Origin of the sequence: Campylobacter concisus (genome assembly GCF_001298465.1) — a bacterium.
Taxonomy (GTDB): Bacteria; Campylobacterota; Campylobacteria; order Campylobacterales; family Campylobacteraceae; genus Campylobacter_A; species Campylobacter_A concisus.
Window position 1 is genome coordinate 1,431,370 of sequence record NZ_CP012541.1, and the last position, 20,553, is coordinate 1,451,922.

The 20,553-nt window shown below is 38.4% G+C and carries 20 protein-coding genes; 2 read left to right on the forward strand and 18 right to left on the reverse strand.

The features are described 5' to 3' along the window. Window positions 1-23: 23 nt before the first annotated feature. From dxs to lpxB, 18 genes are all read right to left on the reverse strand, one after another. Window positions 24-1,850 carry a 1-deoxy-D-xylulose-5-phosphate synthase gene (gene dxs / locus CCON33237_RS07250; RefSeq protein ID WP_054197020.1) on the reverse strand — a complete coding sequence of 609 codons (1,827 nt, stop codon included), beginning with the start codon at window positions 1,848-1,850 and terminating at the stop codon, window positions 24-26. After that, window positions 1,843-2,706, reverse strand: coding sequence for a flagellar assembly protein FliH (gene fliH, locus CCON33237_RS07255; protein WP_054197021.1), 864 nt, complete (start codon window positions 2,704-2,706; stop codon window positions 1,843-1,845). The genes dxs and fliH overlap by 8 nt, the downstream gene beginning before the upstream one ends. Next, window positions 2,703-3,734, reverse strand: a complete 1,032-nt coding sequence (fliG, locus tag CCON33237_RS07260; RefSeq protein WP_021091747.1) for a flagellar motor switch protein FliG — start codon at window positions 3,732-3,734, stop codon at window positions 2,703-2,705. The genes fliH and fliG overlap by 4 nt, the downstream gene beginning before the upstream one ends. Further along, window positions 3,734-5,431 (reverse strand): flagellar basal-body MS-ring/collar protein FliF, encoded by a 1,698-nt coding sequence (fliF, locus tag CCON33237_RS07265; RefSeq protein ID WP_054197022.1) that lies wholly within the window; start codon window positions 5,429-5,431, stop codon window positions 3,734-3,736. The genes fliG and fliF overlap by 1 nt, the downstream gene beginning before the upstream one ends. Before the next feature lie 4 nt (window positions 5,432-5,435). Then, complete coding sequence (gene hisC / locus CCON33237_RS07270; RefSeq protein ID WP_054197023.1) at window positions 5,436-6,533, reverse strand: histidinol-phosphate transaminase; 1,098 nt, start codon at window positions 6,531-6,533, stop codon at window positions 5,436-5,438. After that, the gene (pheA, locus tag CCON33237_RS07275) at window positions 6,533-7,612 is read right to left on the reverse strand and encodes a prephenate dehydratase (protein WP_054197024.1); all 1,080 of its coding nucleotides are present in this window, start codon (window positions 7,610-7,612) and stop codon (window positions 6,533-6,535) included. The genes hisC and pheA overlap by 1 nt, the downstream gene beginning before the upstream one ends. Continuing rightward, complete coding sequence (gene lysA / locus CCON33237_RS07280; protein WP_054197025.1) at window positions 7,596-8,819, reverse strand: diaminopimelate decarboxylase; 1,224 nt, start codon at window positions 8,817-8,819, stop codon at window positions 7,596-7,598. The genes pheA and lysA overlap by 17 nt, the downstream gene beginning before the upstream one ends. A gap of 55 nt (window positions 8,820-8,874) precedes the next feature. Further along, entirely contained in the window at window positions 8,875-9,939 is a 1,065-nt protein-coding gene (locus CCON33237_RS07285) for an LptF/LptG family permease (protein WP_054197026.1), read from the reverse strand. Further along, entirely contained in the window at window positions 9,936-10,484 is a 549-nt protein-coding gene (gene pth, locus CCON33237_RS07290) for an aminoacyl-tRNA hydrolase (RefSeq protein ID WP_054197027.1), read from the reverse strand. The genes CCON33237_RS07285 and pth overlap by 4 nt, the downstream gene beginning before the upstream one ends. Window positions 10,485-10,495: 11 nt before the next feature. Beyond that, a complete protein-coding gene (locus CCON33237_RS07295) occupies window positions 10,496-11,032 on the reverse strand; it encodes a 50S ribosomal protein L25/general stress protein Ctc (RefSeq protein WP_054197028.1) in 537 nt (178 codons plus the stop codon). Window positions 11,033-11,148: 116 nt separating this feature from the next. Next, entirely contained in the window at window positions 11,149-12,141 is a 993-nt protein-coding gene (locus CCON33237_RS07300; RefSeq protein WP_054197029.1) for a transaldolase, read from the reverse strand. A gap of 6 nt (window positions 12,142-12,147) precedes the next feature. Continuing rightward, a complete protein-coding gene (serB, locus tag CCON33237_RS07305; protein WP_054197030.1) occupies window positions 12,148-12,774 on the reverse strand; it encodes a phosphoserine phosphatase SerB in 627 nt (208 codons plus the stop codon). A gap of 8 nt (window positions 12,775-12,782) precedes the next feature. Next, window positions 12,783-13,280, reverse strand: a complete 498-nt coding sequence (locus CCON33237_RS07310) for a chemotaxis protein CheW (RefSeq protein WP_054197031.1) — start codon at window positions 13,278-13,280, stop codon at window positions 12,783-12,785. 9 nt (window positions 13,281-13,289) lie between these two features. Then, window positions 13,290-15,644 (reverse strand): hybrid sensor histidine kinase/response regulator, encoded by a 2,355-nt coding sequence (locus CCON33237_RS07315; RefSeq protein ID WP_054197032.1) that lies wholly within the window; start codon window positions 15,642-15,644, stop codon window positions 13,290-13,292. 8 nt (window positions 15,645-15,652) lie between these two features. Continuing rightward, window positions 15,653-16,606: a chemotaxis protein gene (locus CCON33237_RS07320; RefSeq protein ID WP_054197033.1), complete on the reverse strand. Its 954-nt coding sequence runs from the start codon at window positions 16,604-16,606 to the stop codon at window positions 15,653-15,655. Further along, window positions 16,606-17,397 (reverse strand): UDP-2,3-diacylglucosamine diphosphatase, encoded by a 792-nt coding sequence (locus tag CCON33237_RS07325; protein ID WP_054197034.1) that lies wholly within the window; start codon window positions 17,395-17,397, stop codon window positions 16,606-16,608. Before CCON33237_RS07325 ends, CCON33237_RS07320 begins: the two co-directional genes overlap by 1 nt. Window positions 17,398-17,508: 111 nt before the next feature. Further along, window positions 17,509-17,994, reverse strand: coding sequence for a transcription elongation factor GreA (gene greA, locus CCON33237_RS07330; RefSeq protein ID WP_054197035.1), 486 nt, complete (start codon window positions 17,992-17,994; stop codon window positions 17,509-17,511). A 3-nt stretch (window positions 17,995-17,997) separates the two neighbouring features. Then, window positions 17,998-19,032 (reverse strand): lipid-A-disaccharide synthase, encoded by a 1,035-nt coding sequence (lpxB, locus tag CCON33237_RS07335; RefSeq protein ID WP_054197036.1) that lies wholly within the window; start codon window positions 19,030-19,032, stop codon window positions 17,998-18,000. 102 nt (window positions 19,033-19,134) lie between these two features. Here lpxB and surE point away from each other — a divergent pair, with 102 nt between their 5' ends. Together surE and CCON33237_RS07345 are read left to right on the forward strand one after the other, a co-directional pair. Continuing rightward, complete coding sequence (gene surE / locus CCON33237_RS07340; RefSeq protein ID WP_054197037.1) at window positions 19,135-19,911, forward strand: 5'/3'-nucleotidase SurE; 777 nt, start codon at window positions 19,135-19,137, stop codon at window positions 19,909-19,911. Beyond that, window positions 19,901-20,551 (forward strand): tRNA threonylcarbamoyladenosine dehydratase, encoded by a 651-nt coding sequence (locus CCON33237_RS07345; RefSeq protein ID WP_054197038.1) that lies wholly within the window; start codon window positions 19,901-19,903, stop codon window positions 20,549-20,551. Before surE ends, CCON33237_RS07345 begins: the two co-directional genes overlap by 11 nt. Window positions 20,552-20,553 lie beyond the last annotated feature (2 nt).

The window sequence follows — 20,553 nt, forward strand, 5'->3', positions numbered from 1 at the left end:
AAACGTTACTTTATTAAATGATATTAATTATTCTCTAGTAAATTTTTGGTAATCTGCTCGGCACTTATACCAAGGTACTTTTCAACCTCGGCGGTTGAACCATGCGGGATAAATTTATCTTCATACTCAAAGCTAATGACGCTTATATTTGATATGCCATTTTCTTGTAAAAATGCACTTACTATCTCACCAATACCGCCTTTTTTGGCACTATCGCTAAAGATGTACCACTTTTTAGTACGTTTTGCAAGATCCAGTAAAAGCTCACTATCAAGCGGCTTTGCAAAGACAAGATCAACCAATATCACATCAAGCTTGTCAGCTAGTAAATTTCTAACCAAATTTGCCCTACCAACGCCGTTGCCATAGCCTAAAAATACAATATCACTATTTGCATCAGCTAAAATTTCACCCTTGCCAAACTCAAGTGACTTAGCTTCAAACTCATCTCTTAAGATAAATGCCCCACGCGGATATCTAAATGCGCTAACACCCTTGTAAGAGTAGGCAAATTCCATAACATTTTTCATACTCTCTTCACACCTTGGGGCAAAAAGAACCATATTTGGCACAGCATTTAAAAAGCTAATATCAAACGCACCTTGATGCGTTTCGCCGTCCTCACCTACGATACCAGCCCTATCCATCGCAAAAGTGATGTTTAAATTTAAAATAGAAGCATCGTGAATGACCTGATCGTAGGCTCTTTGCATAAATGTCGAGTATATCGCAACAAATGGCTTAAAGCCCTCTTTTGCCATGGCTGACATAGACGTGACTGCGTGTTGCTCGGCTATCGCCACGTCCCAAAAACGATCTGGAAATTCTTGTATCAAAGCGTCCATGCCAGTGCCTGTTGGCATCGCGGCCGTTACGCCAACGATGTCGCTATACTCTCTTGCCATCTTTAAAAGCTGCTCGCTAAAGATCGCCGTGGCTGACTTGTTTGACTGTCTTTTGATAAATTCGCCACTTTTTAGATCAAATGGTCCAACTCCGTGCCAATTTTCGTAGCACCCCTCAGCAAATTCATACCCTTTGCCCTTTAGTGTCTGCACGTGCACAATGACTGGCTTTTTCATATTTTTAGCAGTTTCAAATGTACTAAGAAGCGCGCCTAAGTCGTGTCCATCAACTGGCCCAATGTACTCAAGCCCAAGCTCTTCAAAAAACATGCCAGGAGTGATGAGCCTGATGCCCTCTTCGATACGCCTAGCCATATATGCAGCTGAATCTGGCATATAGCTTAGAAATTTCTCAACCCTGCCCTTAAATTTTTGATAAAACTGTCCTGCCATCATCTGGCTTAGGTACTTGCTAAGCGCGCCTATAGGCTTACTAATACTCATCTCGTTGTCGTTTAGGATGATAACGCAAGGGTATTTTCTATCGCCCAGCTCATTTAGCGCCTCGTACGCCATTCCGCCACTTAGTGAGCCATCCCCTATGACAGTCACTGGGATACGATCTTCATTTTTAAGTTTTATCGCCTTTGCAGCACCAACTGCTAGAGATATAGATGTTGAGCTATGTCCTGCCACAAAGTAGTCAAATTTACTCTCACTTGGCTTTGTGTAGCCGCTAATGCCATTAAATTTCCTAAGAGTATCAAAACTCTCCCAGCGCCCAGTTAGCAGCTTATGCGCATAGCTTTGATGGCTTACGTCAAAGATAAATGGATCTTTTGTCACATCAAAAATTTTATGCATCGCAACGATGATCTCAACAGCACCGATATTTGAGCTAAGATGACCGCCATTTTTGCTAACAGTAGCTAAAATTTTATCCCTGATGTCATGACAAAGTGCGTTTAGTTCATCAACATCTAAACTTTTAACGTCTTTATTCATTATTTACCAGCATTTTTAGTTTTTCTAGCCTTGTTTGCATAGTCGCATCGATATTGCCGCCATCACTTATAATAACCACACCACCTTTACTTATAGCATCATCAGCGCTTATTTTGACGTGTTCATTCTTGCTAAATTGCTCTTTTATATATTCGCTATCTTCTGGGTTTACGCGAATTTCTATATTTTTAACATTACTTAGCTCTTTTATAAGAGAGCTTGCTAGATGATGAGCGATCTGATTTGAAGAGGTTGAAATTTCTTTATCGATTACTTCTTTTGCGATTTTTATAGCAGTTTGTCCAAGCTCTTCTTCGATCTTCTTTAAAAACTCATCGAATTTAACGTACTGCTCATCTAGCTTTGCAGCTGAAGCACTAAATCTAGCCTCAAGCTCATTTATCCTTGCTTCATTTGCCGCATTTGCCTGGGCGATACCCTCATTTTTGCCATCCTCTTTTGCACGAGAAATTTCAGCCTCAAGGCGCTTAGCAAATTCGCTCTCTTGGTTTTCTATTTGCATTTGAAGTTTGATGATATTGCTACTTAGCTCATCTGTTTTTTTAAGCAATTCTTCGACAAAGCTTGACTCGCCTGCTTGCTGTATTTGTGGACTTTGAGCCTGAGAAGCAAAGTGATTTTGTGAGTTTGTCTGCGTTTGGTGGCTAGCTTGAGGAACAAAATTTTCACCCTTTTGCCCAAAATTTTGCTCGCTTAGCTCTTCACTAAGATTATTTTCCTCTATCAATACAGGAGCACTATCTGTGGCTCGCTCTCCAACTCCAAGCACCTTAAATCTGTAATTTTCTATAAAGTGAGCTGGAGAAGTTTCACTGGTTATTACGCTGCTTTTCATTCTATCATCTCATCTGCTTCGCCGACTTGGAATACACCTTGATCAGCTAGAGTTTGCACTGTCTCTACTATGCGCCTTTGGGCCTCTTCAACATCTTTTACACGCACGGCACCAAGGTATTGCATCTCCTCTTTAAAGGCTTCTGCTGCACGCTGAGACATATTTGATAAAAATTTATCCTTGATGCCATCGCTTGAGCCCTTAAACGCGACCATGAGGTCTTTTTTATCGACATTTTTAAGAATTTCTCTAATCGCAGTTGCGTTAAGGTTGATAATATCTTCAAAGGTAAACATAAGCTCTTTAATCGTTGTCGCAAGCTTATCATCACTTTGCTCTATGCGTTCGATCGTGCTTTTACTAGCTTTTTGCCCAAGTCTATTAAGCACTTCTGCCACAGCTCTTGGACCGCCAACTTCGACTTTATAAGAAGTAAGACTTTCAAGCTTGCCTTCAAGTACAGTTGAAACACGCTTAATCACCGATGGGCTAATATCACCAAGATTTGCCATTCTAATGACAACTTCGCTTCTTAGCTCATCTGAGAAAAAGCTAAGCGTTTCAGCAGCGCTCGTTGAGTCCATGTGAGCTAGTATTAGCGCAATAGTTTGAGGATGCTCTTTTATGATAAAGTCTGCGAGTTGCTGTGGTTTTATCTTATCAAGATAGCCAAAGCTTTTTGAGTTTTCCATGCTTTTTGCAAGCTTGTCTAAAATTTTCTGAGCAGCCTCTGGACCAAATGTGCGGTATAAAATTTCTTTTGCATACTCTAAACCACCACTTCTCATATATTGATTTGACTGCATTAGCGCGTAAAATTCTTCTAGCACAGCACTTGCGACTTGTTTGTCTATGTTTTTTGCGGTTGCGATATAGCCTGAAATTTCAGTGATGACATCAACATCCATGTGAGAAAATATAAGAGCAGTTGCCTCTTCGCCAAGCTGAATCAGCAAAATAGCAATCTTTTCAGGCATCGATAGATCATCATAAATCATTTTTTGCTTGTCATTTAGCTTTATTGACATCAAATTTCCTTACGCATATTAAAGTCGCTGTCATTTTTTACCATATCTTGAAGTAGCATTGCTATCTCTTCATTTCTCTCTGTGATGACCGCTCTCATTTTCTCAAGTAAAACATCGTATTTTAATTCATCTTCATTAAACTCGCCACTAAGTCCTAGTTGCTCTTCGACCTTTTTGCGAGCAGCTTTGAATTTCTCAAGTGTATCTTCGGCATCTACCTCAATATCTTCAAGGCCATCTTGAACTTGCTCCTCTTCTTCTTTTGTCTCTTCAAGCATCTTTTGCATAAATGGCACAATGACTTTTTTGTAGAAGATGTAGAGCAACAATGCTGCAAAAATATATTTTAACAGCGGCATAAATGGCACTACATAGTTATTCACAAAGCCATCCATCTTCTCACTAGTGCTTATATCTTTGCCAGTTTTAAACTCAAAGTTATCCAAGCTTACTTCATCGCCCCTATTTTGGTTATAGCCGATTGATTGTTTGATTAAATTTGTGATTGACTCTCTTTGCTCTTTAGAAAGTGGCGTAAATTCCACCTCGCCAGTTGGCTTGCCATCACTATCTTTTTTACTCTGATAAAGTCCGTCTATAACGACAGCCGCACTCACTCTATTTATGCTAGCAAACTGTCCTTTGACGTTTGTCACTTTCTTTGAAATTTCATAGTTTGTCTGCTGCGAGCTTTTGTTGTACTGCTCTTTTAAAGTGCTATCATCTAGCCCTTGAACAGGGCCAATGTTGCTAACCGCGCCTGGGACGCCGCCTACTTCATTTGGAGCTGAGCCTTGGCGCTTTTCCTCGATATTGCTTTCGCTTCTTACGACGTTATTTGGGTCATAAACTTCGCTTTTTGTATCTTTTTTGTCAAAGTCAAAGTCGATATTTACCTTTGCTACGACCTTATCTGCCCCGCCCACGATAGGAGCTAGCACATTTACGATCTTTTGCTCGTAATTATTTTCAAACTCACGTTTATAGCGTATCTGCTGAGCTATAGCATCACTATCAAACTCACCGTCTTCATCGCCAAGTGCGACGCCATCTTGATTGACGATCTTTACATTTTCTGTGCTTAAATTTGTAACAGAGGCAGCGACTAGGTTTTTAATGCCAAAAATTTGCTTCGCATTTAAACTAACGCCTGGCTTTAGCTCAACGACGATAGAAGCTGTTGGAAGTGCTTGTCTTTCAGTGAAAACACTCTCTTTTGGTATGGCTATTCTTACGGTTGCTTTTTGGATAGATGAGAGGCTCTCGATCGTTCTAGCTAGCTCGCCCTCAAGCGCTCTTTGAAATTTTACTCTCTGCTCGGCATCAGTCGCACCAAATTCTTGCTTATCAAAAATTTCAAAGCCAATTTTGCTCTCTTTTGGTATGCCAAGCGTTGCAACAGCGATACGCTCTTTATAGACATCACTCGTTGGCACAAGGATAGTGCCTTCGTTTGCCAATTTATATTTAATTCCATCTTTGTTTAACTGATCAAGTATTAAGGCTGAATCATTTGGGCTAATGTTTTCAAAAAGGACGCTGTAGCCTGCAAAATTTTCATTTTTGCTTTTATAAAGTGTTAAAAATACCAAAAATGCCACGACCAAGACGATCGAGCTAGCTGCGACGATCTTTTGTTTTAGTGAAAGCTTTTGATAAATTTGACTTATTTGATGAAGTAATGCCTTAAAATCCATATCCCTACTTTAAAATTTGCTTTAACTCTTCAAAAACTCTATCGTTTTGCCATGCCTGACCGATGGTGATTCTCACCGCATTTAAGGCGTAGCTTTTTAGATCTCGCAAAATTATACCCTTTTTTAGCATCTTTTCGCATATCTGGCTTGATTTTGGCTCGTTAAATTTAAAAGTTATGAAATTCGTATAGCTTGGGATAAACCCTATGCCATTTTGCTTTGCAAATTCTTCATATCTCCTCATTTGCTCGAAGTTGTTTTGCATAGTTTTTTGCACAAACTCATCATCTCCAAGTGCTACTATCGCAGCTCTTAAGCTTGGAGTTGTGATGTTAAATGGGGCTCTTAGTTTTGAGAGAGCGCCTATGATCTCTTCATTTGCCACGCCGTATCCAACGCGCATGCCACCAAGTGCGTAGGCTTTTGAGAAAGTGCCAAGATAGATGGCATTTTTAAATTTTACCACCTCGCTTGGCTTTATCTCTTTTTTACTATCTTTAAATTTAGCAAATTCGTTGTAGGCACAATCAAGCACAATAAGCGTGTTTTCATCAATGCTTTTTATAAATTTAAAGACCTCATCTGCGTCCAAACACTCACCTAATGGGTTATTCGGCAAGCAAAGAAAGATGACAGAAATTTCATCTTTATACGCATTATAAATTTCTAAAAACTCACTCAAATTATGCTCCACACTCTTTGTGCGGTAAATTTTAGCCCCAGTTTGTTTTGCATAAATTTCATACATCGCAAATGTCACGCCAGCCATCAAAACGCTGCTTTGCTTGTTCGCTTTTGCATGAAGCGCATACTCTATGATCTGATCGCTTCCAGAGCCGATGATTAGATTTTTGCTAGTTACACCAAATTTCTTAGCTAGCCCCTCTTTTAGCTCAAAGTAGCTGTCGTCTGGATAAAGATGTGCGTTTTTAGCGACCTCTTTTAGCGCCTCTTCTACGCGTTTGCTCGTGCCAAAAGGATTTTCATTGCTCGCTAGCTTTATCACATCTTTTGCATCGATGCCAAACTCTCTAACTACAAGCTCGATTGGCTTTCCAGCCTCGTAATTTACTAGATCATCTAAAAAGTCATTAAATTTCATCACTCATCTCCGTTTAAATAGCTTCCAAGCCACGTTATCTCAGCGCCGCTCTCTTTTGCGAGTTCAAAGGCGTTTTGCACCTTCTCATCGTCGATATGCCCTTCAAAGTCAAGATAAAAAATTGACTTAAATTCGCGCTGCTTGATAGGGCGTGACTCAAGTTTTGTGATATTGATATTTTCATTTTTAAAGATAGAAAGCAGATCAGCAAGGCGTCCTGGACTGTGGTCAGTCTTTGCAAGGATCGAAGTTTTCGAGTTTTCAACTCTTGCGTTTTTAAAATCGCTTAAAATCAAAAATCTCGTTCTATTTGCCATATTATCTTCAATCGTCTCATAAACGATTGGCACGTTGTAAATTTTAGCTGCGATTTTTGAGCAAATAGCGGCTGATTCTCTATCTATAGATGCCATATATGCAGCTGCGGCGGTTGATTTGGCTGGGATAAATTCGACCTCATTTAGCAGGTGATCTTCTAAAAATTTACGGCACTGGTTGTAGCCTTGCGGATGCGAGTAAATTCGCTTTATCTCTTTTAAATTTTCATTTATGCTAACAAAGCTGTGATGGATATCCACATAAAGCTCAGCAACTATTTTTATATCACTGAATTTACTCAAACAATCAAGCGTAGCGCCAACAGCGCCTTCGGTGTTGTTTTCAATAGGCACAACGCCGTATTTTGCCTCTTTTTGAGCTAGCTTTGTAAAAACCGCCTCGATGGTCGCAAGTGGCAAATATGAACTCATCGCACCAAATCTACTCTGAGCCGCTTGATGCGTATAGGTGCCCTCAGGTCCTAGATAGACGATCTTTTGAGGCATTTCTAAATTTCTACTCACAGCAAAAATTTCAAGATAAATGGCTTCAATAGCAGCTTTATTTAAAGCTTTGTCTTTGCTAAGGCTAGTTAAGCGGTTTATGATAGCTCGCTCTCGCTCAGGACGATATATAGGCGTTCCGCTAGTTTGTTTTAGCTTGCCGATCTGCTCGACAAGCTTCATCCTCTCATTTAGTTTATTTAAAATGAGATCATCGATACTATCGATCTCTTTTCTAAGCTCATTTAGCTCTTGCATCAGCGCTCTCCAAAAATTCTATCTCAGGTGCCACGACGTCCTCGAAACTCTCGCGTCTTCTTACAAGCCTATCTTTGCCATCAAGCACGCAAACTTCAGCGGCTCTGTTTCTTGTATTGTAGTTTGAGCTCATGCTAAAACCATAAGCTCCAGCTCCTTTAACCACGATGATATCGCCACTTTCGCACTCTGGCAGCTCTATATTTTTCGCCAAAAAGTCGCCGCTTTCGCAAACTGGACCGACCACGTCACAAGTGCCTAAATTTTCGTCTTTACCATCGACAAAAATTTTGTGATGAGCGCCGTAAAGACTTGGTCTTATAAGATCATTCATCGCGCCATCAGTAATGACAAATCTCTTTTTGCCATTAAATTTCTCATATAAAACGCTTGCGACAAAGTAGCCAGCATTGCCCACGATAAAGCGACCTGGCTCGCAAACGATGGTCACATCTTGACCTTTTAGTGCGCCTAAAATTCCTTGTGCGTAGTCGTATAAATTTATCTCTTTTTCGTCGTTATAGATGATGCCAAGTCCGCCACCAACATCGAAAAATTTGATATCTATCTCAAGCGCTCTTAGCTCTCTTAAAAGCTCGCTAACGATATTTGCAGCGTCTATTATCGGGCTTAGTGAAGTTAGTTGCGAGCCGATGTGAAAGTGTATGCCAGTTGGCTCAAGAAACTCTGAAGCTTTAGCGTGAATGTACATTCTTTTAGCTGTTTCGGCATCAACGCCAAATTTATTTTCATTTAGTCCTGTCGAGATATATGGGTGAGTTTTTGCATCGACACCTGGATTTACCCTGATGCTAATTCTTGCCTTTAAGTTTAGCCCTTTTGCGATCTTTTCAAGTCTTAAAAGCTCAGCGAAACTCTCGACATTTATGAGCAAAATTTCATTTTTTAAAGCCTCTTTTAGCTCATCATCGCTCTTGCCAACACCACTAAAAATGATCTGATATCTCTTCGCGCCTGCTAAAAGCGCTCTTTTTACTTCGCCAATACTAACACAGTCAAATCCAGCTCCAAGATCAGCTAGAAATTTTAAAACACTTAAATTTGAGTTTGCTTTCACCGCATAACAAATGAGAGATTTTCTAGCAAAAAATGCATTTTTTAGTGCTTCATAGCGGTTTTTTATGTGGTTAAAATCATAAATGTAAAGTGGGGTTTTGTATCTATTTGCAAGCTCTTTAAAATCCATAAAATAGCCTTTATTAAAATGGCTTGATTTTACAAAAAGCTTGCCAAAATTTGGCTTAACGATGCGATTTTATGAGATAAATAGCGTATGCAAAAAGTAAAATAACTGGCAAAACTATGCCAATCTCTGGCAAGATTACGGAAGTTTGTGCAAATTTTGTAAGAATAAAGAGCAGCCCCCAAACGACAAGGGTTATCACAACAAAGATAAAAGTCGAAAGCGCAAGATTAAAAAATCTACCGGTCACAGGCAAATGATAGTAAAAAATGAGCAATAAAAATGGTGCAAAAAATGGTGCAATAGCAAGGTTGTAAAAAGCTGTTTTTGCACTATCAAGGCCGATGCCTTCATTCTTAAATGTCTTTATAAAATTTATCGCATCTGGGATATTAAATTTTGAGTTTTCAACACTAACAGCGCTTTCAATACTCTTTGGCTTAAAGCCCTTTAATGCATCTAAGCTCTCGCTTTGTATTTTATTAAAACCAGCTTCACCAAGCTCTAAAATTTGAGGCAAAAGAGTTTGATTAACATCTTTTAAAATCCACTCATTGTCTTTAAAATTAGCATGATTTGCAAATGTAGTTGAGAGTAAATTTGTGCCATTTATCTCAAAAATTCTAACATCATTTGCTATTTGATTAACAGAATTTAGCTCCTTTATGTAGATAAATTTGCCTTCAAATTTTAAAAATGAATCATTTGTACTTTTTGAGAAAGCCGTATTTTTAGCGATACTTTTTTGATAGTCGTGCGCATAGGCAAATGGAGTAAAATTTAAGCCAACATAAAAGATAGTTACAAAAAGTGCAATAAAAAATGGTGGAAAAATTAGACTATTTTTACTAATACCAAGTGCATAAAAACTGATTAGCTCGTTTGAACGAACCATATTTACATGTAAAATAATGAGTGCAAAAATAAGCGAAAGTGGCAAAACGTAGCCAATAGCGCTAAGCGATGTAAGCCCAACATAAAGGAGCTGAAGGTTAGCAGATGGTGGCAGATCTTTTAAATTTGTAAGCAGATCAATGCCTACATAAAATAGTTCAAGCGCTAAAAATACGATAAAAAAAGATTTTATATAGACCCAGCCAACGTATCTGGCGTATAGTTTCATTTTATAAGACCTTTTTTTATCGTAAATTTTTGCGAGATTTCGTTGATGTCACTCTTTAGTAGCTCGCAAACTGCATTTTTTGTGTAGGCCAAAATTTCATCTAAAGCCTTTTTCTCCTCATCACTAAACTCACCAAGGACAAAATTTTTAGCATCACCAAGGTGCCCAATGCCAACACGCACCCTTTCGTAGTCGTTGCCAATTAATCCATCGATTGATTTTATACCATTATGCCCGCCACTACTGCCGCCTTTTTTAAATTTAACTGCACCAAAACTAAGATCAAGATCATCATGTATTACGATTATTCTATCTGGTTTATAAAAATCTTTGACTGCTTTTACACTTTGTCCTGAGAGGTTCATAAAGGTTGTTGGTTTTAGCAAGATAATGTCATTGAATTTAAAAACTTCGCCTTGGAATTTGGCTGAGCTAACATCTTTGTAATTTGAGTCTTTTAGGAGATCTATAAGCATAAAGCCTATATTGTGTCTAGTGTTTTCGTATTTGGGGCCAGGATTTCCCAGCCCCGCTATTAGTGTCACAAAAGCCCTTTTTATTTAGCTTTAATAACTCCAAGTACCGCAACACGGTCAGCGTCTACAATAGTAACGCCTTTAGGAGCTGTGATATCACGAACCAAAATAGTATCGTCGATGTCAAGTTTGCTTACATCAACGTCAAATGAATTTGGTAAATTTTCAGCCGTACATTTTACGCAAAGACGTCTTTTTGACTGGATCAAAACACCCTTATTTTTAAGACCAATAGGTGTTCCAACTGGCTTAACTGGGATCATATATTTTGATAAAACGCCAGGAAGTGCTACTTTTAGATCTACGTGTTTAAGATCGCTTGTAACAACATCTCTTTGGTAATCAACAATAACGACATTATAAACTTTTCCGCCTACTTTTACATCAAAAGCAAGGCTCTCTTTTTTGCGCGCTTCTTTAATAAAGTCATTTACTTTAAAAGCAGCTGCAATATTCTCTAATCCCTTGCCATAAATGTTGGCGATTAGATAACCATCTCTTCTCAAAGCCTTTGCAGACTTCTTACCGATACTCTCTCTAACGATTCCTTCTAACATCGTTTTCCTTTCGTAAAAAATAGGTGCTGATTCTATCCAATACTTTATAAATTTCAAATAAAGCTTACTTTGGAATGATCGCTTTTTCTATTTGTATTATTAGCTTATTTCTTTGTTTAAAGTGATTTCATAATATCATCAAATGCTGATACAAACTGTTTTAATCCATCATTTAGCAATTCTTTATAAATAATATTTATGTCTATATCATTATTTTTTATAATTTGAAAAAAGCTTAAAATATTTTCTTTACTAGGCACATTTTTTATCTCCGCTTTTGCTTTGATAAATTCTTTTATAGTTTCGATTGGTGCTGTATTGATGGAGTTTTTATACATTAGCTCTCTAACGTAGTAATCCCCTCTTAAGCTACCACCTTTTACACCTGTACTTGCAAAAAGCGTTCTTACATTTTCTAGCCCAAAATCTTCAATCATGTGATATATATTTGCAGCGTTCATTATACCAACTTGTCCAGTTGGTAGACTCTTTGCAGCCATTGTATCATCAAGTTTTCTATCAAATCTACTAACAAAAACACTTACTACACCTTTTGGCATAGTTGTATTTACAAAGCGACTCGTGTAAATTTTAGAACCTTCACTAAAAGCCTCAAGACATTGTTTTGCTTGATCTGGAGAAAAAATGAGTGTTGCATTTACACTAATACCCTTTGCCATAAGTGCGCTCATTGCCTCATAGCCATCTTTTGTAGCTGGAATTTTTATCATAACATTTGGCATTGATATTAGATTATGAAGTCTGATACCTTCCTCTATCGTTGCGGCTGTATCGTCACTTAAATTTGGATCAACCTCAATGCTTACAAAGCCATCATCGCCGTTTGCATAATTTCTTAACATTTTACATGCTGCAATTTTTATATCTTGAGTAGCCAAAATTTCATAAAGATCTTTTGGGTGGCGTTTATTGCTAGTTTCTATTATCTTTTTATAAGCAGGTGAAGCAAATGCTGTTTTAAAAATAGCTGGGTTGCTTGTAGCACCGTTTATAACATTATTTTCCAATAAAGAGTTAAATTCGCTTTGTAAAAAATTTCTCTCTATAAAATCACACCAAAGAGAGAATTTAGCTTTGTTGTCATACATTAATTTCTACCTTATAAATTTTAAAATTTCACGCAAATCTTTAACATCAACACAATGTGTCGCTTCTTTTTTTAAGATATCTTTTGCACAAAATGCAATGCTAAGGTCGCACTTTCTAAACATCGATATGTCATTGGCCCCGTCCCCAACACACATTATCTCGTCCTTGCCTAGATTTAATAGTCCACACAAGCGGTCAATCATATCTCCCTTTGAACTACCAAACATCATTTCTCCACCAACTTTACCAGTCAAAACTCCATCTTTATGATGCAAGATATTTGCAAAATTTGCATCAAATTTAAGTTTCTCTTGCATGACGTCAGTTGCTATGTGAAATCCACCACTAAAAACCACAACCTTGATACCTTTTTGCTTTAAAGCCTCTATTAGCTCGCCAGCTCCAGGCATTATGGGTAAATTTTTGCAAATTTCATTTACCTTTAAAAGTGGTAATCCTTTTAAAAATTTTACTCTTTTTGTAAGACTTTCAAAAAAATCAAGCTCACCGTTCATCGAACGCTTAGTTATGTTAGCTACTTCTTCACTAGCATTATTAGCGGCGGCGAGAATATCTATTGTCTCGCCGTCCATTATTGTAGAGTCAAAATCAAAAACACAAAGTTTTATCAAGCTATACCCTAAAAATCACGTTTTAAAAGGCTTTCGACCTTTAAGATCGTAAGGATATTTTGGTCGCGCTTACCGATACCATAAATCATGCCTTTGTCTTTTACTAAAGTCTCTGGTGGCGGATCGATCCTGTTGCGGTCTATTCTGATAGCCTCCGTCAAGCGGTCTATCACAAAGCCAGCGATATTATCTGCATCTTTCATAACGATATATCTTGTGCTTGCGCTTTGTTTTGTAACATTTAACGAAAAACGTTTTCTTAAATCAATAAGAGGAATAACGTTGCCACGTAAGTTAAATACACCAAGAACATAATCAGGCACGCTAGGAACACGTGTGTATTCAATAGGCTTGATTATCTCTTGAATATTTAAAATAGGTATTGCGTACTCTTCCTCACCGACAACAAATCCTACTAGCTGAACTATATCCTCATTATTTTTTAGCTCGGTTCCATTTATTTGCTGTTTTTGTTTATTTAAAACTTGATTTAGTTTATTGTCCATCCCTTACCCCTAAGCTAATTTTATATTCTTTCTAACGACATTTTCTAAGTACTCGGCTGAATATGGTTTTGTAATATACTCAGTCATTCCAACTTCTACGCCACGTAATCTATCTGTTTTTGATGTCCTTGATGTAACAGCAATAAGTGGTAAATTTCTATACTTAGAGTATTTTCTAATTTCGCCAGCTAGTGTATATCCATCCATTCTTGGCATCTCAATATCTATCAAAATCGCATCAAAGGAGTGTTCTCCAGATTTTACGATATTTAATGCCTCAACACCGTTTGTGGCTTCTATTATCGTTACCCCAGTTGGTTCAAGCGCTTTTTGCATGATAGTTCTATCCATTTTTGAGTCATCAACTATCAAAACTTTATAATCGCTTGGTTTTTCCTTTGCTTTTGTACTATCTTCTATTTCGGCTCTAATGTCTACCTTGATATCTTTTGCCATCTCCATCATAGCACCAACGTCAATAATCAATGTCACACGGCCATCACCTCTAATAGTCGCTCCAGCAATACCTGGGATATTTTGTAAATAATCACCCATTGATTTAATAACAATCTCTTCTTGTCCAACCAAAGTATCGACGATAATACCTAGTTTTGCTTCAGCAACACCGATTATTACGACATAAGTTTGATCTCCACCATCAAATGCTTTTTCTACACCAAATACATCAGAGAGTCTAACAAGAGATAAGACTTCATCTCTTAGCCTTAGTACATTTTTGCCATCGATCGTGTAGATATCATCAATCGGCACGCGAACAGTTTCAAGAACGCTAGCAAGTGGAATAGCATAAAATTCTTCTTGCGTTCCAACAAGTAGCGACTGAATAATCGCAAGCGTGAGTGGAATTTTAAGCTTCATAACCGTGCCTTTTCCAACTTCACTTTCAATATCAATGATACCATTTAGCTTTTCAATATTTGTCTTAACAACGTCCATACCAACACCACGACCAGATACGTTTGTAACCTTTGCTGCAGTTGAAAATCCTGGTCTAAAGATAAGGCCAAATGCCTCTTTTTCGCTCATCGCATCAGCTTCGCGCTCAGTGATGATGCCTTTTTCTATCGATTTAGATTTAAGCATGTCAGCATCTAAGCCTTTACCATCATCAACTATCTCAACAACGATGTGGTTGCCTTCATTGTAAGCTTTTAGCTGAACAAGGCCTTTTTCTGGCTTACCTGCTGCCTTTCTTGTCTCAGGATCCTCGATGCCGTGATCGCATGAATTTCTGATGATGTGAACTAGTGGATCGCCGATCTCTTCTACGATTGACTTATCAAGTTCAGTCTCTTCACCTGAAATTTCAAGATCGATTTGCTTACCAAGATCGCGGCTAAGATCGCGTATCATACGTGGGAATTTATTAAAGACTTTTGCTATTGGAAGCATTCTTGTCTTCATAACTGCAAGCTGAATATCAGTCGTTACCAAGCTTAGACTTGAGACTACTTGATTTAACTCTTCAAGGAATTTCTCACCCTCATATCTCTCTTCCACGTCATCATAAATTTTTAATAATCGGTTTTTACCAAGAACAAGCTCACCAATTAGGTTCATTAAGTGGTCAAGTCTTTTTACCTCAACACGTATAGTTTGTTCCTGAGCTACTGCACCGCTACTTGCCGCTGGGACCTTCTTATCTCCGTCTTTTTCTTTGCTCTCTGCTTTTGCAGCTGGAACTGAAGTGCTACTTGCAGCTGGGGCTATCTCGCTAGGAGATTTTGGAGCTATACCTTTTGAAGCACGCCTTGCTTGATCCTCAGCCTTTCTAACCTTTAAGAGTCTTTCTATCTCAGCTTCAACTTCTGAATCACTTAGCTTTGAAAGCTCAGCATCACTTATCTCTGGTGCCTCTTCGGCAGGCGCGGCTGGCTCTGGCTCTTTTGCCGGTTCTGATGCTGGCTCAGCTACTGGCGTGGAAGGAGCTTCAGGAGCTGCTGCTGGAGCCTCACCTTCAGAAATTTGAGTAAGTCTTGCGCAAATGTTTTTAATATCAATGCCAGCAGCTGTATCATTTCCATGATCTCTAATGCTGCTTAACAAACCTTTCATCATATCAACAGACTCAAGAACTACGTCCATAATGTCTGGAGTGATCTTTAGCTCGCCTTTTCTGGCTTTATTTAAAACATCCTCCATATGGTGAGTAAGCTCTGTTAAAACATCAAAATTTAAAAAGCTTGAACTACCTTTTACTGTGTGAGCAACACGGAAAATTCTATTTAATAATTCCAAATCTTCAGGGTTTGACTCAAGCTCAACAAGGTCGTGATCTATCTGCTCAATAAGTTCGAAAGCCTCTATTAAAAAGTCTTCCATTATTTCTTTCATATCATCCATGTTTCACCTCATTTTGCAGATTTAGAATGTGCTTCAATAACTTTTAGCACTTCTTGATAAAATATGCTTGCGTCAAATTTCGTAAGATACGCCGCACCACCAGCTTCTTTGCTCTTGATTTCACTAAAATCATTACTCAATGAGGAGTTAAATACTATTGGAACTTCTTTAAATCTTTCATCGTTTTTAAGAGTTGAAGCAAAGCGGTATCCATCCATCTGTGGCATTTCGATATCACTTAAGATAACTCTAAGCTCTCTTGATAAGTTATCTCCATATCTTTGATAAAGCTCTTCCATTCTCTCCAAGCCCTCAACGCCGTTTTTAGCCTCAACTACGCTAAGTCCCATCTTCTCAAGTGCATCTTTTACTAGTTTTCTAGCAGTCGAGCTATCATCTAAAACTAAAGCAGCACCTTTTAATTTTTGATCATCTGTTACATCAAAATCGATCTTTGGTGAGTAAATTCCAAGTTCTTCAACAATACTTTCAAGATCAAGGATAAGTAAAACTTCATCATTTTCTATTCTTGTCACGCCTGTTATTTTACCTTTGTCTAAAGCACCAGAACCTGAAGCAAAATTTGCAGGCTCGATATCTTTCCAGCTTATACGTCTGATCCTTTTTGCCTCATGGACGATAAAACCGATCAAAATACCACTAAACTCAGCAATAATAACACGTGGCTTTATAACTACGCCTTCAGTTGGCTCGATAATATTCATCCATCTTGCCAAATTTATGACAGGGATCACCACGCCCCTTAAATCAAAAATTCCCTCGATATACTCAGGAACGCCTGGAAGCTCTGTAAGATTTGGCATCTTAATGATCTCCCGCACCTTTGCGACATTGACTCCGTATATTCCTTCATATACTTTGTTTTCGGTCTTTTTAAAGATACGAAAATCAACAAGTTCCATCTCGTTTGAGTCCGTTTTTAGTACGTTATCTCCAAACATCAATGTCCTTTCAAACTCATTTTGAGCAAATTTAATTTTTGCTGGGCGTATTCTACAACAAAATAACTTTGCTCACATGCAAAACAAGATAAATTTATATAAAATCTATCATAAATGTTAAATTGCCTACCTTGATGATAATGCCCTTCTATTATTATATTAGCGTTGTAACCGCGTAAATGCCTGCTCATCAACTCTTCAAAATTAGGAATTTTATAGTCTAAATTTTTCTTAGTAAGTCTAGCTAGTATTGCTTTTGATATTTTAAAATATAAAAATTTATCCAAAGCATTCATAAATTTTAAAAACCATCTTACACGTAAAAATCTAAGCGCGTATTTATCTATAAAAGGTAAAAATATATCACCATGTGCGATCTGGACGTGCTCTTCATTGATCGTCTTAAAATTTGCAGGCTGTGCAGAAATGTCATATATTTTGACATTTCTGTAGCTTTGCACCTCGTGTCCATCCCAAAAATTTCTTGTTTTATTAAATAAATTTGAAAGTCTAAAGTCGTGATTGCCCTCAAAATAAAAGATCTCTATCTTTTCTGAAATTTTATTTATAAGTCTCAGATGCTCAGCGTAGAAATTTATAGTGTATTCGCTCTCGCCACTTAGAAAATCAAACATATCGCCTAGCAAAAAAATTTGTGGTGGCTCTGGGATTTTTCCGTTATCAATGGAGTGCAAAAATTTTAAAAAACCATCTCGATTTACATTTTCATGTGCGTCGCCTATAAAAATCGCACCATCTTTAATAATGGGTGTGTATAAATATTCACTCAAATTTGGCCTTAACTAAAAGATATAAATTTAATCCATTTATGAGCCAAAAGCTTGCATGCCGGCTATTATCAAGCATAACTTTTGGCTCTAGCGATATCACTTTTAAGATTTTTAATTAAATTTTATAGGCTTGTAGCAGATCTTTATGATCTCAACGTCGCTTCTGCCTTTTGGTAAATTTAGCACCACTTCATCGCCCTCAGCCTTACCCAAAAGCTGCTTTGCAAGAGGTGAGTTTATCGAGATATAGCCTTTATCGATGTCGCTTTCACTAATGCCAACTATCGTATATGTGTGCTCTATTTCGGTTTCCTCGTCCATTATCGTAACGCTTGAGCCAAACCTAACTCTATCGTGCTCATAGCTACTTGGATCGATCACTTCTGCGTTTGCTAGAAGCGCGCTAAGCTCAGCGATCCTAGCGTCTATAAAGGCTTGCTTTTCTTTTGCTGCGTGATACTCGGCATTTTCTTTTAGATCGCCGTGGCTTCTTGCGATGTCGATCTCAGTTACGATTTGAGGGCGTTGCACCAGCCTTAAATCTTTTAACTCAGCTTCTATCTTCTCGTATCCGTGCATTGTCATTGGTTCACTCATTTTTTACTCCATATTCTTTAAAATTTTTACTACATTTTTACTGCTGCCATGCCCTAAATAAGCCCTTAGTTCATCACAGCCTTTTAAGAATTTCTGCCTGTCGCAGCTCTCATAAGCTCTTAGCAAATTTTCAGCCGTTGCAAACTCTTGGATAAACTCCTCATGAAGCGGCTCTTTGCCCATGAAGTCAAACATTATATTTGCAAGTCCTGCGTGCTTGATCTTTACAAATTTTCTAGCGATGAAAACATCTATGGCTTTTGCCTTGTAAGCTAGCAAAAATGGCGTACCAATGAGTGCTGCTTCAAGTGTAGCCGTACCTGAGCAAATAAACGCAAAATCGCTCTCATACAAAGCCTCAGGTGTGTTTGTGATGGTCTCAAAATCGCTTGTATCACCATAAATTTCATCCACTTTATCAAGCAAAAATGGTGGCACGACAAGTAGCCTCCTAGCCTCTATCTTTTTAGCAAGCTCCCTATAAACTGGCATGAGTCTTGAAATTTCAGACCTTCTTGACCCCGGCAAAAACGCTACTTTGCCACTGCTACTTAGGCTAGTTTTTTTAAGCTTTATCTCATCCATCAAAGGATGTCCAACATATGTTGAACGGCTATAAAATTTAGAGTCAAATGGCAGGATCGAAGCAAGGTTGTCACAATACTTCTCAACCGCACTCACACGCTTTGGCTTCCACGCCCAAACTTGAGGCAAGATGTAATATGTCACGGCTGCCTTTACCCCAGCCTCTTTTATCGCCTTTGCAAGAGGCAAGTTAAAAGCTGGACTATCGATAAGTAGCACTGCGTCGGCCTCTTTTGCCATCTGACTCATTTTTTTCATCGCCTTTTTTGCTTTTAAAATGAGCGGCAAAACCTCAACAAAGCCCATCGCAGAAAACTCGCTGCTTTTCATATATGGCGTGCCAAATTCTTCGCTAAAAATTCCCATTAGTTCAAATTCGCCCTCGAAATTTTTCAAAATTTCTTTTAAGTGCAAATTTGCCGATGGCTCAAGAGCGGAGACTAAAATTTTCATTTTCACACTTTCGGTTGGTCTTTTTTTAGGGGCATTATACGCAAAAATTCTTTAAAATTTTAAGAAAGCTGTGATAAAATCCAAGCCTCTAAAGGATAAAATTTGAAAGAAATTTTGATAACAAATGACGATGGATTTGAGGCGGCTGGACTACTTGCTCTAAAAGAAGCTTTGAGCGAGTTAGATGGCGTAAATGTCACAATCGTAGCCCCAAGCTCAGAAAAGTCAGCCTGCGCTCACTCGCTAACTCTCACAAGACCGCTTAGATTTATTAAGCTTGATGATAACTTTTTTAAACTCGATGATGCTACACCAAGCGACTGCGTCTATCTCGCACTTCACGCACTTTATAACAAAAAGCCAGATCTAGTGATAAGTGGCATAAATCATGGAGCAAATTTGGGCGAAGATATAACCTATTCTGGTACGTGTGGAGCTGCCATGGAGGGTGTTTTACAAGGCATTAGAAGTATCGCTTTTTCGCAGTTCTATGCAAATAACTCGCTAAATGAACTTGGCTTTGAGCTAGCAAAAGAGGTGGTGAAATTTATCGTACCAAAGGTGTTAAATGACGAAATTTCGCTAAATCAAAGAGAATTTCTAAATATAAATATCCCAGCCGTAACAAGCAAAAATTTCAAAGGCTACACCGTCGTGCCAGCTGGCAGACGCACCTACGCCACGCATGCCACGCTTAATCGCAACCCAAGAGGCATCGAGTACTACTGGCTTGGAAATGCTGCGCTTGAGTACGAAAAAGGCGAGCCAAGCGACATCAGTAAGGTAAATGAAGGCTTTGCGACGATAACGCCCATAAAACTAAATATGACTTCATACGAGAGCTTGGAGAGCTTAAAAGGGAAATTTGATGCAAAATGATAGATTTACAAGGATAAGATGGCTCTTTGGCGAGGATGGTTTTAGCAGGCTTCAAAGCGCAAAAGTGCTAGTTTGTGGAGCTGGTGGTGTGGGTGGAATGTGTGTGGATGCGCTTGCTAGAAGTGGGGTTGGGCACATCACTTTAATCGATAAAGATATCTTTGACATAACAAATCAAAATCGCCAAATTTACAGCGAAAACGTTGGCGGCATAAAGGTGGACGAGTTTGCCAAAATTTATCCTTGTATCACGCCTATTCAAGCACTGATCACGCCAGAATTTATTACTAGTTTTGACTTTAGTAAATTTGATGTGGTGATCGATGCGATCGATGACATCACTGCCAAGATCGCCCTTGCAAATGCGGTAGATCCTAGCAAATTTATAGCCTCGATGGGTGGCGCAAAAAGGATCGATCCAACTAAGATAAAGGCGGCTAGCGTGTGGAAAACCTCGGTCGATCCGCTAGCTAGAAAATATAGATATGAGCTCAAAAAATCAGGCTTTAGCAGTAAATTTGACGTGGTCTTTTCAACAGAAGAGCCACGTTGCAAGCCACTTGGAAGTTTCATGGGCGTGACTGCTTGCTTTGGACTAAATTTAGCTTCACTAGCTGTTAAAAAGATAGTTGGGCAGTAAGT

Excerpts from the sequence above, each read along its gene's own strand:
- dxs (WP_054197020.1), bottom strand. The coding sequence starts at position 1,850 with ATGAATAAAGACGTTAAAAGTTTAGATGTTGATGAACTAAACGCACTT.
- fliH (WP_054197021.1), bottom strand. The coding sequence starts at position 2,706 with ATGAAAAGCAGCGTAATAACCAGTGAAACTTCTCCAGCTCACTTTATA.
- fliG (WP_021091747.1), bottom strand. The coding sequence starts at position 3,734 with ATGTCAATAAAGCTAAATGACAAGCAAAAAATGATTTATGATGATCTA.
- fliF (WP_054197022.1), bottom strand. The coding sequence starts at position 5,431 with ATGGATTTTAAGGCATTACTTCATCAAATAAGTCAAATTTATCAAAAG.
- hisC (WP_054197023.1), bottom strand. The coding sequence starts at position 6,533 with ATGAAATTTAATGACTTTTTAGATGATCTAGTAAATTACGAGGCTGGA.
- pheA (WP_054197024.1), bottom strand. The coding sequence starts at position 7,612 with ATGCAAGAGCTAAATGAGCTTAGAAAAGAGATCGATAGTATCGATGAT.
- lysA (WP_054197025.1), bottom strand. The coding sequence starts at position 8,819 with ATGGATTTTAAAGAGCTTGCAAATAGATACAAAACCCCACTTTACATT.
- CCON33237_RS07285 (WP_054197026.1), bottom strand. The coding sequence starts at position 9,939 with ATGAAACTATACGCCAGATACGTTGGCTGGGTCTATATAAAATCTTTT.
- CCON33237_RS07295 (WP_054197028.1), bottom strand. The coding sequence starts at position 11,032 with ATGTTAGAAGGAATCGTTAGAGAGAGTATCGGTAAGAAGTCTGCAAAG.
- CCON33237_RS07300 (WP_054197029.1), bottom strand. The coding sequence starts at position 12,141 with ATGTATGACAACAAAGCTAAATTCTCTCTTTGGTGTGATTTTATAGAG.
- CCON33237_RS07310 (WP_054197031.1), bottom strand. The coding sequence starts at position 13,280 with ATGGACAATAAACTAAATCAAGTTTTAAATAAACAAAAACAGCAAATA.
- CCON33237_RS07315 (WP_054197032.1), bottom strand. The coding sequence starts at position 15,644 with ATGGATGATATGAAAGAAATAATGGAAGACTTTTTAATAGAGGCTTTC.
- CCON33237_RS07320 (WP_054197033.1), bottom strand. The coding sequence starts at position 16,606 with ATGTTTGGAGATAACGTACTAAAAACGGACTCAAACGAGATGGAACTT.
- greA (WP_054197035.1), bottom strand. The coding sequence starts at position 17,994 with ATGAGTGAACCAATGACAATGCACGGATACGAGAAGATAGAAGCTGAG.
- lpxB (WP_054197036.1), bottom strand. The coding sequence starts at position 19,032 with ATGAAAATTTTAGTCTCCGCTCTTGAGCCATCGGCAAATTTGCACTTA.
- CCON33237_RS07345 (WP_054197038.1), top strand. The coding sequence starts at position 19,901 with ATGCAAAATGATAGATTTACAAGGATAAGATGGCTCTTTGGCGAGGAT.